The sequence below is a fragment of the Janthinobacterium sp. SUN033 genome (assembly GCF_030397595.1).
Taxonomy (GTDB): Bacteria; Pseudomonadota; Gammaproteobacteria; order Burkholderiales; family Burkholderiaceae_D; genus Janthinobacterium; species Janthinobacterium kumbetense.
Map to the genome: position 1 here is coordinate 315,967 of NZ_JAPQNV010000003.1, position 12,807 is coordinate 328,773.

The 12,807-nt window shown below is 65.9% G+C and carries 9 protein-coding genes; 4 read left to right on the top strand and 5 right to left on the bottom strand.

What is annotated here, in order from left to right:
* Nucleotides 1–45: 45 nt before the first annotated feature.
* A complete protein-coding gene (locus OX460_RS14485) occupies nt 46–618 on the bottom strand; it encodes a hypothetical protein (protein ID WP_257218664.1) in 573 nt (190 codons plus the stop codon).
* A gap of 289 nt (nt 619–907) precedes the next feature.
* On the opposite strand from OX460_RS14485, the gene tssK reads away from it, so the two are divergent.
* From tssK to OX460_RS14505, 4 genes are read left to right on the top strand one after another with little or no spacing between them, the layout of a single operon-like run.
* A complete protein-coding gene (gene tssK / locus OX460_RS14490) occupies nt 908–2,254 on the top strand; it encodes a type VI secretion system baseplate subunit TssK (RefSeq protein WP_099664665.1) in 1,347 nt (448 codons plus the stop codon).
* A 9-nt stretch (nt 2,255–2,263) separates the two neighbouring features.
* Nucleotides 2,264–3,046, top strand: a complete 783-nt coding sequence (icmH, locus tag OX460_RS14495) for a type IVB secretion system protein IcmH/DotU (protein ID WP_289899078.1) — start codon at nt 2,264–2,266, stop codon at nt 3,044–3,046.
* On the top strand, nt 3,046–6,867 hold the full coding sequence (gene tssI / locus OX460_RS14500) for a type VI secretion system tip protein TssI/VgrG (RefSeq protein WP_289899079.1): 3,822 nt from the start codon (nt 3,046–3,048) through the stop codon (nt 6,865–6,867). The genes icmH and tssI overlap by 1 nt, the downstream gene beginning before the upstream one ends.
* A gap of 41 nt (nt 6,868–6,908) precedes the next feature.
* Nucleotides 6,909–7,364, top strand: coding sequence for a hypothetical protein (locus tag OX460_RS14505; protein WP_099664668.1), 456 nt, complete (start codon nt 6,909–6,911; stop codon nt 7,362–7,364).
* Here OX460_RS14505 and OX460_RS14510 read toward each other — a convergent pair.
* The 4 genes from OX460_RS14510 to OX460_RS14525 are packed head-to-tail and all read right to left on the bottom strand — an operon-like array spanning nt 7,361 to nt 12,802.
* Nucleotides 7,361–8,509 (bottom strand): FAD-dependent oxidoreductase, encoded by a 1,149-nt coding sequence (locus OX460_RS14510; RefSeq protein ID WP_289899080.1) that lies wholly within the window; start codon nt 8,507–8,509, stop codon nt 7,361–7,363. The two genes, OX460_RS14505 and OX460_RS14510, sit on opposite strands and share 4 nt — an antisense overlap.
* Complete coding sequence (locus OX460_RS14515) at nt 8,509–10,695, bottom strand: LodA/GoxA family CTQ-dependent oxidase (RefSeq protein ID WP_289899081.1); 2,187 nt, start codon at nt 10,693–10,695, stop codon at nt 8,509–8,511. Before OX460_RS14515 ends, OX460_RS14510 begins: the two co-directional genes overlap by 1 nt.
* A gap of 47 nt (nt 10,696–10,742) precedes the next feature.
* The gene (locus OX460_RS14520; protein WP_289899082.1) at nt 10,743–11,102 is read right to left on the bottom strand and encodes a hypothetical protein; all 360 of its coding nucleotides are present in this window, start codon (nt 11,100–11,102) and stop codon (nt 10,743–10,745) included.
* A complete protein-coding gene (locus tag OX460_RS14525; RefSeq protein ID WP_289899083.1) occupies nt 11,099–12,802 on the bottom strand; it encodes a tyrosinase family protein in 1,704 nt (567 codons plus the stop codon). Before OX460_RS14525 ends, OX460_RS14520 begins: the two co-directional genes overlap by 4 nt.
* Between the last annotated feature and the right edge of the window lie 5 nt (nt 12,803–12,807).

The window sequence follows — 12,807 nt, forward strand, 5'->3', positions numbered from 1 at the left end:
TCGGCGATGCGCCTGTTGAACTGCGGCGTACCTGTGCCTGGCTGGCTACTTCAGGGCATTGAATGGATTGGCGCTGCCCTCATCGGCAGTGCGCTTGCTTGGCTGCTTGCGCGACGCGCGCACGGGCGGCTTGTCCGGCGGCGGCACCAGCACGGTTTCGCCCAGGCTCTCGCGCAGCAGCTTGGCCAGGTCCTGCGATTCCGCGCGCAGCGGACCGGACAGGTTGTTCTGGCGGCTCAGGTCGGCCAGCGCCCGCGTCGACAGGCGCAGTCCGCTGATCGCGATCACGCTGTTGGCCAGCTTGTCGGCAGGATCGCGCACCAGCACTTCCTGGGCATTGAGGATGGCTTCACCATACTGGCCCGCATCGTAGCGGCTTTGCGCCATGCGCACCCAAGGCTGCTTGTCGGCGGGCGCCGCGGCGGCCGCCTCCTGCCACAGCGCCAGCGCCGCCGCCTTGTTGCCCGTGTCCACCGCCTGCGTGGCCTTGGCCATCAGTTCTTCCAGCGTCGGCGCCACGACGGGCGGCGGCTTGGCCACCGGCGCCGTACTGCAGGCGCTGAGGGTAAAAGCACAGGCGATAACTGCAAGCGTGCATAGCGAAACCGGGCGTGTCATGTTGAGCTTTCCTTCAAAAAAGAAGACGGTTTTGGCGATTGAAAAGTTGCTTTTTATAGTTGCTAATTGTTTATTTTTCGGAGCGTAGCATGATTTCAAAATTCACTGCGTTCGATAGAAAATACGCGAAATCTCACACTACTCACGCTAAAAACGTACCGTACGCACCATTCTTCAAGATAATGTTAAGGTTCTTGCAGTTGCGAAAAAAGCACCAAGTTGCGCGATGCGAAGCATGATTTTCAGTCGCTGCCGCGCGCCTCACTGTGTCTGGCATAGAGGGCAATTCATGAGCATGGCAAACAAATTATTATGGGGCGAAGGGCTGTTCCTGCGGCCCCAGCATTTCCAGCAGCAAGACCAGTACCACGAACAGCGCCTGCACGAGAGCGTCAAGGCGCTGCACCCGTACGCGTGGGGCGTGAACCAGTTGCAGATCGACCGCGATGCGCTGGCGAACAACAGCTTGCGCCTGCTGGAACTGTCGCTGGTCTTCCAGGACGGCGAAATCTACAACGCCGCCGGAAGCGATGACCTGCCCGACGCACTCGACCTGGGCAACTTGCCGTCGTCGCTGCAATCGGTGACCTTCCACGCCGCCTTGCCGGCTTTCAAGCCATTCGGCGGCAACTTCGCCGCCAGCGGCCAGCCCAACAACGCGGCGCGCTACGCCCAGGCCAATCTCAGCACGCCGGACCTGTACACCCAGGCCGCGCAGGCCGAACTGACCTACCTGAAAAAAACCCTGCGCCTGGTCGCCGATGCCGAACCGCGCGATTCCTACGTCAGCTTCCCCCTGCTGCGCCTGCGGCGCCTGTCGACGGGCGGCTTCGAGCAGGATCCCGCCTTCGTGCCCCCCAGCCTGTCCATCCGCAGCGCGCCCCTGCTGTTCCTGCAGCTGCGCCGCCTGATCGACGCGCTGCAGGCCAAGGTCAACGCGCTGTATGGGCATCACCGCGAGCCGAGCAAGAGCGTGATCGAATTTCGCTCCGGCGACATGTCCTCGTTCTGGCTGCTGCATACGGCCAGCGCGGCCTACGCCTCGCTCAGCCATTACTTCCATCATCCGGCGCTGCATCCGGAGCGCCTGTACGAACAGCTGCTGGCCCTGGCCGGCGGCTTGATGACCTTTTCACGCAGCCATGCGCTGGCCGACCTGCCGCCGTACCGGCATGCCGATCCCGGACCCTCGTTCGCCCAGCTGCACGCCATGATCCGCGAATTGCTCGACACCGTGATCTCGTCGAAATACTTCGCCATCGCGCTGACGGAAACCAAGCCGTCCTACCATCACGGCAAGCTGGACTCGGAAAAGATCGATGCCAAGACGGCGTTCTACCTGGGCGTGTCCGCCGACATGGCCGGCGTGGAACTGGTCGACGTGGTGCCGCTGCGCTTCAAGGTGGGCGCGCCGGACGACGTGGAAAAATTCGTCCTGTCCGCCCTGCCCGGGGTGCGCCTGCAGCATGCCCCGCAGGTGCCGGCCGCCGTGCCGGTACGTCCCGACATGTTTTACTTCACCATCGAGGCCAAGGGCCAGATGTACGAACGCATGCTGCAGGCGCAGTCGCTGCTGGTGTATGTCCCTTCCGGCATGCGTGAACTGAAACTCGAACTTGTCGCCGTCACTTCCTGAGGTCCAACGATGCACTCCAGCGCTCCCCCTTCCCTGATGTCCGGCAGCCAGGCCGCCTATGCCGCCAGCATGGCTGCCGGTCCCGGCACCGAACACACCTTGATGGACTTGATGTACGACGGTTTTTACGCCCTGTTCATGCTGAAGAACGGCAGCGGACCGCAAGACAATGCCGATTTCATCAGCAAGATGACGCACTTCCTCGATGAGTTCAGCCGCGGCGCGAAAAAACAGGGTGCGTCGGCGGACGACATCGACGCCGCCAAATATGCGTTCTGCGCGGCCGTCGATGAAATCATCCTGCGTTCGCCCTACAGCATCCGCGACGAATGGGCGCGGCGGCCGTTGCAGCTGGTGCTGTTCGGCGACCAGCTGGCCGGCGAAAACTTCTTCATCCGTCTCGAAGCGCTGCGCGCGCGCGGCAGCGCGCACCTGCAGGCGCTCGAGGTCTTCCACATGTGCCTGCTGCTGGGTTTCCAGGGCCGCTACATCCTCGAAGGCCCGGAAAAACTCAATTACCTGACGGCGCGCCTGGGCGACGAAATCGCCCAGATGAAGGGAAAGAAAACCGGCTTCGCCCCGCATGCGGAGCGGCCCGACCAGATCATCCACAAGCTGCGCAACAACGTGCCGCCATGGGTGCTGTGCTCGGTGTTCGCCCTGATCTGCGCACTGGGCTACCTGGGCCTGCGCACCATGCTGGCTAAACAGACGCAAGCGCAGATCATTGCCTACAACGACATCGTCAAGCTGGCGCCGCGCGTGGCTAACCTGAGCATTACCCTGCCGTGATGGGCGACGCACAACAAACCCCCGCGGCAACGGGCCAGTTCGGCACGGGCCTGAGCCAGCACGCACGGCTCATCACCCTGGCCACGGCCCAGCAATCCGGGCAGCCGGAATCGCTGATGGCGGAACAGTTCGAGGGCCGCGAGGCCGTCAATGAACTGTTCCGCTTCGAGGTCGACGCCCTGAGCACCGCGGCCAGCCTGGACCTGGCCTCCTTCATCGGCGAAGAAATGACGCTGTGCCTGCTGCAGCCCGACGGCAGCCAGCGCGCCTGGCACGGCATCTGCACCGATTGCGCCTGGCTGGGCGCCGACGGCGGCGTGGCGCGCTACCGGCTGCGCCTCGAGCCGGCCCTGGCCCTGCTGCAACTGCGTCGCGACAGTTACATTTTCCAGGACAAGAATGCGCGCGACATCGTCACCGAGCTGCTGGCCGACTACTCGCAGTTGCGCTTCGCATTCGACGTCAGCCAGACGCTGGCCACGCGCGCCATCTGCACCCAGTACCGCGAAAGCGACTTCGATTTCTTCGCGCGCCTGCTCGCTGCCGAAGGCCTGAGCTGGCGCTTCGAGCACGACCAGCCCGGCGGCGCGCAGGACAGCGGCGATGGCCAGGCGCAGGCCAGGCACAAACTGGTGATCTTCGACAGCAAGGCCACCGCGCCGCAGACGCCGGGCGGCGCCGACATGCGCTTTCACGGCGTGCGCGCCACCGATACCGACGACGCCATCGACCGCTTCGGCGCGCGCCGCCAGGTGCAGTCGAACGCCGTCAGCATCAGCAGCTGGGACCCGGCGCAGGTGACGGCGCCCGCCGCCGAGCAAGTCTCCAGCCTGGAGGCCGGGCAATTGCCGCAGCTGGCCGTGTATGACGGCGCCGGCGAGCGCCTGCACGCCGACCGCGCAGCGGCCGGGCCGCACAGCGAGCGCATGCTGCAAGCCCTGGAACTGGACAACAAGCAGTTCGACGGCGCCGGCGCCGTGCGCCGCCTGGCCGCCGGCCACGCCATGCGCCTGCTGCAGCACGAGCAGCATGCCGATGGCGCCAACGCCTTCACCGTGCTGTGGGCCGAGCACCAGGCGCGCAACAATACGGGACCGGCCGGCGCCAGCCTGGGCGGCATGCTGTCGAAGCTGGCCAGGACGGCCGGCCTGGGCGGCGTGGCCGACTGGATCGCCGGCCAGATCGAGCCGGGCACCTACCGCAACCGCTTCGGCTGCGTACGCACCAGCGTGGCCATCGTGCCGCGCGCCACCGCCGCGCGTGCACCGGCCGTGGCACTGGGTCCGCAGACGGCACTGGTGGTGGGCCTGGCCGACAGCGTGGCCACCACGGGCCGCGACCACCAGGTGCGCATCCAGTTTGCCTGGCAGCGCGGCAGCGCCGCCAATCCCGGCGGCCTGGCGCACAACACCGACCAGCAGGGCAACGCGCCCGGCAACGAGGCGTCCGGCGCCTGGGTGCGCGTGGCCGAAGCGCTGGCCGGCCCGAACTGGGGCTCGCAATTCACGCCGCGCCTTGGCACCGAAGTGCTGGTCGACTTCATCGAAGGCGACATGGACCGCCCGCTGGTCGTCGCCCAGCTCTACACGGGCAGCGACACGCCGCCGTATGCGGCCGGCGAGGATTCGGGCATCAACCACGCGGGCGCCCTGTCGGGCATGCACAGCCACAATTTCGACGGTGCCGGCTACAACCAGTGGGTGCTGGACGATACCCAGGGCCAGCTGCGCACCCGGCTAGCTTCGAGCAGCGCCGCCACCGAGCTCAATCTGGGTTACCTGGTGCAGCAAGGCGCCAGTTCGGCGCAACGGGGCAGCTACCGCGGCAGCGGCTTTGAGTTGCGCACCGATGCCTGGGCCATGCTGCGCGCCGGCGAAGGCGTGCTGCTCTCGACCACGGCGCGCGCGCGCCAGGGCGCCGGCGTGGCGTCGAGCCAGCTCGACACCAGGGAGGCGCTGGCCCTGCTGCGCGGCGCCTGTGAACTGAGCAAGGCGGTGGCGACATCGGCAAGCCAGCAAAAAGCCCTCGTCAGCAAGGATGCGAACCAAGCGCAGCTGGACATGGCGAAGCAGATCGACCCGCAGCAGGATGGCAAGTACCAGGCCAGCGTCGGCGGCCAGGAAGCCAGCAAGGCGGGCAGCGGCACGCGCGCGCCCGATACGGCGCAGCCCGTGGAACGCTACGCCCAGCCGCTCGTGCTGATGGAGTCGCCCAGCAGCATCAACTGGGCCACGCCCGCGTCGACCGTGCTGTTCGCGGGCCAGCAGCTGCACTGGACGGCGCAGGCCGACCTGCACATGACGGCCGGCCAGACGGTCGCCTCGGTGGCGGCCAACGCGGCCACGCTGTTCAGCCAGGAAGGCGGCATCAAGGCCGTCGCTGGCAACGGCCCCGTCTCGCTCGAAGCGCATACCGACCAGCTGGAAATCCTCGCCGATCAAGCTGTCACGGTGATCTCCGTGAGCGACAGCATCGACATCAAGGCCAACCAGAAAATCGTCCTGCAGGCGGGACAATCCTCGATCACGCTCGAAGGCGGCGACATCACCTTCCGCTGCCCCGGCCATTTTACGGTCAAGGGCGGGCAGCATGTCTTCAACGGCGGCGCCAGCGCCGCAGCCGGCCTGCCGCCGTTGCCGGACAGCCGCTTGAAACTGTTCGACGAAGGCTTCGTGCTGAAAGACCGCGACACGGGCGAACTGATGGCGCGCCAGCCGTATCGCGTCAAGCGCGCCGACGGCAGCATCGAAACGGGCATGACGGACGCCAGGGGCCTGACCCACATCGTGGCGGCTGCCGCCGTCGAGGCGCTGGTGATCGAACTGCTCAAGTCGCCGGGCCAGTCGCCCGAGACGGAGAACGGCCCTGACCAGGCTCCTGCGCCCAGCTCGGACACGCGCGCCAAGTCGCCCGCGCCCGGCACGACGGCCAAGGCGCCGGCCGCACCCGAGCCGAAATTCAAGGCAACGGGTACGTCCAGCACCAGCCCCGTCGACAACAAGCAGCGCAAGGAAGTGCTGATCAAGCGCCCCGCCTGCTGGATCGCCGACTATGAAAAGGAGATTAGCGTCTCCAGCGTGCCGCGCTACAACAACACCTTCGGCGCCACTGGCGCGCCGCATAACTATTTCGACACCGTGCGCTACAAGATCTACGTGCCCGTCAAGTCGAATACCGGCATCATCGCCGAATTGCGCGTCAAGGTGATCACGGTGCTCGAGCCGGCCGACCAGGCGCTGGAAGACCGCGAGAAGGGCACCCCGCAGGCCGCCACGCGGGCCAAGCAGCGCGCCGCCGTCATCAAGTACGTCAAGGGCATCGCCACCACGGGGCTGGAAAGCCACTGGAACAATAAATTCCAGATGAAAATCAGCGATCCGGAATGCGGCACGCGCACCCTGCCCATCATCTACCGCGTCGTTTATGTGGAGAGCAACGAGCATTACGTCATGCAGATCCACAAACGCTACGACCGCGAAAGCGTGACGGGGACCATCATCGACGTGTCCGCCTCGACCGATGGCCAGACACACGCCCATGAATTCGGTCACTGCTATGGCCTGCCGGATGAATACTCGTATGTGGAAGGAGACGACGAGACCGTCAAATACAAGAAGCCGGACGGCAGCTGGGATGCGCCCGTGCCTTCGCTCTCGGACGATGAGGAACCGGAACCGGCCGCTGCCAACATCATGAACTCGGCCGGCTCCATCGTCATCCGTGACCGGCATGCCTGGCAGATCGCCATCGAAGTGCAGGACTTGCTACGAACGAAAATAGGACGGCAGATCAAATGCGATATCATCCTGAACGGCTCCTAATCGCACTGCTCGCAGTGTCCCTACAACTCCCAGGAAACGCCATGCCGAACGACATCCTCTCCATCAGCGCCCACTGCATCGATAATCCAGCCTGCATTTTCACGGGCAGCGACATGCGCATCGAGGTGGTCATCAAGAATATCGGCAATGGGGAAGTCGGCTATCCGCTCCAGTACATGCAAGCGCGGGGGCCCAATATGCGCCTGATCGACAACGCGAGCGAACAAAGCCAGGTATTGAAGACGGGCCTGGCCAATCACGCGCTCAAGCGCGCCTTCACCCCCATCGCGCCGGGCCAGTCGATTGCGCTGCAAAGCGTCATCAAGCACACCGAGCTGCGCATGTTCCGTACAGAATTCGTCGACGTGACGGCAGAAATCGGCGTCTCGGCCGGCATCCAGACGGCGGGCAGCGAGGAAGCGCTGCCGTTCAAGGGCGGCGCCAGCCTGAAGATCATCGGCAGGGATACGCTCGAACGCGAAGCGCAGCGCCGTTAATCCGCTAGAGCACCCGCATCCGCATGCAGCTGGCGCCAGAACGGCGCGGCGGGCCAGCGCTGCTCCCAACCGTAGTACTGCTGGCGCTGCGCCAGGTAATCGGCGTAGCGCTGCGCCACCGTCTGCGCCACCGCGTCCAGGGCGGCGTGGCCGGCGATGGCGCCAGCGGCCGCCATGCCATTGGCCAGCGCCTTGACGATGCCTTGCGAGGTGACGGGATCGTAGGCCGAGGCGGCGTCGCCGATGGCCAGCCAGCCGTCGCCATACAGTTGCTCGAGGCAGTAGGACGGCGCGGGAAAACTCTGCACGCCGCCTGCCAGCGGCACGGCGCCGCGGGCCAGCGCTGCCGTATTGGGCGCGGCCGCCAGCCCTTCCAGCCAGTGCGCGGCATGCTGCAGGCGCCGCGCCTTGACGGTGGCCGCGTCGCTGTAGAACGCCAGCAGCATGGTGGCGTCGGGCAGATGGGCGCCATACCACCAGCCGTGTTCGACCGCTTCCAGGTGCGTCAGGCCGGAACGGGGGCCGGCGGGCGCGGCGAAGCGCATGGCCAGGCAGACCAGCGGCAGCGTCTCGACCTTGCGGCTGCCGCGCTGGCGCGCGAAGACGGCGCGCGTGCCGCTGGCGTCGACCACCACATCGGCATGGATGCTGGCCGGTCGCGGGTGCGCCGGATCGCCCAGCACCAATTCCAGGGCAAAGCCGCCGCCTTGCGCCGGGGCCGACGCGGCCAGGCTGGCGCGCAGCAGCACTTCCGCCCCGCGCAAGCGCGCCTGGCGCGCCAGGAAGCGATTGAAACGGGAACGCTCCAGGTGCCAGCCATGGCCCAGCGGATGCAGCAGCGCGTCGTTGTAGCCGCGCTTGTCGCTGCCCCACCAGGAACAGCTGCCATGGCAAGGCGCGTGCGCCTCGGCGAAAAAATCCTGCGCAATGCCCAGCGCGTGGAATAGGCGGTTGGCTTCGGGCGGAATGCTTTCGCCGATGCGAAATTGAGCGTAGTCGCCCGCCTCGATCACGAGCACGTCGTGCACGCCATGCTGCGCCAGCGCCAGCGCGCAGGCGCAGCCCGCCGGGCCGCCGCCGATGATGGCGACCCGGTAGCGCTGCCGCGATGGCCCTGCCGCACCGGGACTGTCTGCGGCCGCCATCAGGGCTTCGGTTTCGGCTGCGGCTTCGGCCGGTACACCTTGTCGATGGCCGTGTTGCGCCAATACTCGACCAGGTTGCTTTCATCGCTGTCGAACAGGCTTTCGACTTCCAGGTAGTAATCCTTGCAGATGGCCTTTTCGCCCGCCTTGCGCGCAATCGCCGTGCTTTGCACGACCACGCCGATGCGGTGCCAGTTCAGCAGGAACTGCGCGCGGTCCTGGTAGCGGCCCACATGCATGGCGGGCCGGTCGATTTCCGCATTTTCCGGGGTGGTCGACGGCACCCCATCGGCCCGCGTGCCCTTGCCGCGCACGGAATAGCGCGGCGTCGCCAATTCGCCGCCATTGGCGACGACGTCGTCATACGTGTACACGGCCACGGGCCGCTGCGCCGGCCAGGAGGAATACAGCAAGGTATTGTAGCCATTGCCATTGAGCGCCGTGGCCGCATCGATCGCCTGCTGGTTATTGAACACCGTGCCGCCGGGATTCGGATCGGGCAAATGCGTGGCGCACGAGTTGTAATCGGTATGCCACGGCAAGGCCATGAACTTCGACACGTCGCCGGGCTGCAGCTCGCCGCCGCGCAGCGGCATGTAGCCCGCGCCGAGGAAAGGCTGGTCCCTGACGGCGGCCGCGTAGTCGAGATGCTGGGCATTGAGGCGGAACGGGCCGCCGGCATCATGGCGCCGCCACGCCTGCCGGTACAGGCCGGGGTCGCGCACGATAAAACCCATCTCGATGCCGGGGCTGTAGCGGCCACCCAGGCAGTTGAACAGGACCGTACGGTCGAGCGCTTCGCCCGCGCCCAGCAGGAAATCACCGCTGTCGGCCACATACTGGCCATGTGCCCACTGCTCCATGAAAAAATACTGGGCCCGGGTCAGGGTCAGCAGGCTGCTGCCCGCATCGCCCAGCGACAGCGGCATTTGCGGCTTCAGCGACGGCGCGCCCGTCTGGTCGGGATGGCGGATGAAATTCATGATCGGGTAGGTCAGGCCTTCCGCCTTCATCTTGCCCAGCAAGTCGTGCTCCTTGATCGCCCTGGCCGGCAAGCTGGTCGTCCAGCGCTGCAGCGACGCCGCGCGCAGGATGGGCTGGACATCGGTGCGGAAATTGCTCCGGTAGCTCGCCTGGTAGCGGCCGTCCGCATGGACGGCGGGCCGCAGCGCCATCTTTTCCAGCCAGGTGCAATACAGGTCGTCCCACAGCGATACGACGTTCGCCGTTTGCGGCGCGTACGACGGGTCGCTCGAGATCACCCAGGCGCCGCCCTCGACGCTGCGCGCCGTGCCGTCGGCAAAGAGCAGCATGGCCGTGACGGGACCATCGGCCACGTCATCGAACCAGTTGTCGTTGTTGACATTGTCGTGCAGGACGGCGGCGGCCGAATAATTGCCTTGCGCGTCGAAGCCGCAGGCCTTGCCATAGCCGCCCAGCACCAGCAATCGTCCATTCTTTTCCGTCGTGATGGCGCCCAGCGAGGCGATGATGGCGCCAGGGCCTTGCGCCGGCGCGCCAGGCTGCCCGCCACGCGGGAACGACACGGGATAGTCGGGCAGGCTGCGCACAGCGCCGCTGGCCGCATCCGCGCACGACGGCGGCGTCGAGGTGTCGAACTGCTGCACGCCCTGGCGCGAAGCCTGCACGGTGCGCGGTCCGGGATCGATGACCAGCAGCTTCAGGCGCAGCGGGTCGGCCGGCGTGCCGAAGTGCGGCGAGCCTGGCGTGCCGAAGGCCGGATTGCGCAGGGCTGGCGCGCGCTGCTTGTCGAACGGCGCCACGCCTTCCCCGCCCTCCCAGCTATTGGCTTTCTTGTTGGCCAGGTGCACGGTCCAGACGATGTCCTTGACGATCTTGCCATCGACCATGCTGCCGATGGCCACTTCGGCCGCCGCGCCCCGCCGGCCCAGCGGGTAGCTTTCCACGCCGTCCGCCGCGTCGAACGCATACTGGTAAATCCGGAAGCGGGCCGCCTGCCGCTTGAGCTTTCCGCCGGCGTCGCGCAACTCGGTGCTGGCGATGGTCGTGTCTTCCGTGCCGGGCCGGATCGGCAAGCCTCCCGTGCCATCCTGGCCATCGAGCGGCATGCCGGCCAGGCTTTCCGGGCCCAGATAGTATTCTTCGCTGTTGCCGACGCGGGCGATGCCGATGGCCGGGTGAATTCTCAAACCTGTGTATGCCATGCTGAACTCCTGATCATCAAGGGTGTCTGTGCCGGTTGGCCTGAGAGTCACGGCTGCATGCCGTCCCTCACCCACTGGTCGAAGATATCGATGCCTTCCTGCGCCATCGGCCCGTCGGGCGGCATCGGGTGCGGCGCGGACATGACATACTCGCCTTCCCGCCCTCCCGGCGCGCGCAGGCGGTGCCCGGCCTCCACCCGCCATTTTGCGTTGCGACTGTCATAGTCGTAACCGTGGATGGCCACCTGGATTTGCCAGGCAAACGCCTTCACGCTCGCATAGTCATTCAGGTACAGCCGCTGCACGCCCGTCGACTCGGGGTTCGACAGCTTGATCTTGTTCATGTCGGCCACGTAGCGGGAAAACAGGCCCTGCACGTCGCGCTTGAAGCTGGTCCGTTCGCTCATGGCTTGCTCTCCTCATACGTGGGTTCGGCAGGTTTGCGGCGGTCGACGACCTGGATCACGGGCGTGGAAAAATCGCCTTGCCGTATCAGGCCGCGGCCCTTGTCATTCGTGGTGATGGCCGCCGTGATGCGCCAGGCCTGCCTGCGCTTCTTGGGGACCAGGCTGTCGACGATGCCGGTGATATCCGTTTCGATGACATATTTATCATGCTGGTGGGCGCCGGACAAGGCCCAGTGGCTGGTGCTGGTGACCAGGTAGCGGTCGCGGAACGCCTTGTCGCCGATGCGCGCAGTCACCTTGGAGGGATACAGGTAGATATCGGCCTGAAAACTGTAGTCCTCGTCCGCATGCGCGCGGTCCAGCACCATGTTCGCCCGCTTGTCGCCGGCCACCCGCCGCGCCGGGATCGTGTAGGCGCTGGTCACGGTGAGGTCGGGCCTGGCGACCGCGCCATCGGCCGCATCGTCGCTGAGCAGGGCGGCGAACAGGCTTTTCTGGTTGTCGCCGAATACAAACCCCGCCTGCTGGTGCCGGTCGATCAAGGCCTGGATATCCTTCTTGCGGGCAAATTCGCCGCCATAGCGCGGCTGGAAGCCATAGCCTTGCCGGAGGGTGTCGAAGTACAGCACCGCCTGGCCCATGTTGGCCGTGTAGTCGCCCGAATCGCTGCGCTGGGCATCGCCGCTGCCGGCGCTCCAGCCGACGGGCCGTGGCAAGCTCGCATCCTGTTCGCTGCGCATGAACGCCGTGCGCCCGCTGCCGCGTATGCCGGCGTCGCCATGCTCGTCCAGCCACTTCTCGAAACTGTAATCGAGGAAGTTATGGAAGGCATAGAACAGCGGGTCGAGGCCGGCCGTGACGTTGTCGCCCATATTGCCGCCCATGTAGGTGGCGTGCATGTGATTGTGGATCTTCGTCTCCAGGTTGCCGCCGCCCAGGCTGCCGTATTCGTCGCCGCCAAAATCGGCCCAATCCATGTAGTAGATCTGGTAGGCCAGCAAGTTGGGCGAAGCCGTGGCCAGCGAGCTATCGAGCCCCTCCCTCTTGCGCGTGGCATCGTACAGCGGCGAATCGACATCCTCGAAGGCTTTCGGATAGCGCACGCCGGAAGGCTTGCGGGTGAAGTTCCAGTACGGCAACGCGACGTTGCGCGTGCTGGGGCCCCGTTCGCCGTTCGGGTCGGCCGCCTGCAGCGCTTGCTCGTAAAAGTACAGCTGCGCCCGGTGCCATTGCAAAAAGGTGTTCTTCTGGTGCTCGCACTCGCCCGGGAATTCCTCGTGGGCATTGTCCTCGGTCGCCACCTTGTCGATGAAATAAGCAATGTCGCAGCTGTTGCGCGTCGGGTCGCCCAGCAACTGCTTCAGCCTGTCGCCGGGCAAGGCCGCCTGGCGGTCATTGAAGACGTCGACGGAGGTACAGTTATGCACCCAGGCTTGCCACAGGAAGCCGCGCCGGTCATACACGTTTTCCTGGCTCTTGCGTTTCATCTCGCTCACCGCATGCTTGAAGGCGTCGAGCTCGGCCGGGGTCAGTTCATCGATATTCTTGCGGTAGCGCACGACGCGCGCGCCACCCGGCTCCGCCTGGGCCTGCAATTCCGGGCGGCAAGATACGCCAGCCTGCGCCTGTACCGCGGTGCAGACACCCGCGCACAGCAAGCCGGCCAGGAGGGGAAGGATGGAAGTTTTCATGCGTAACATGGGCA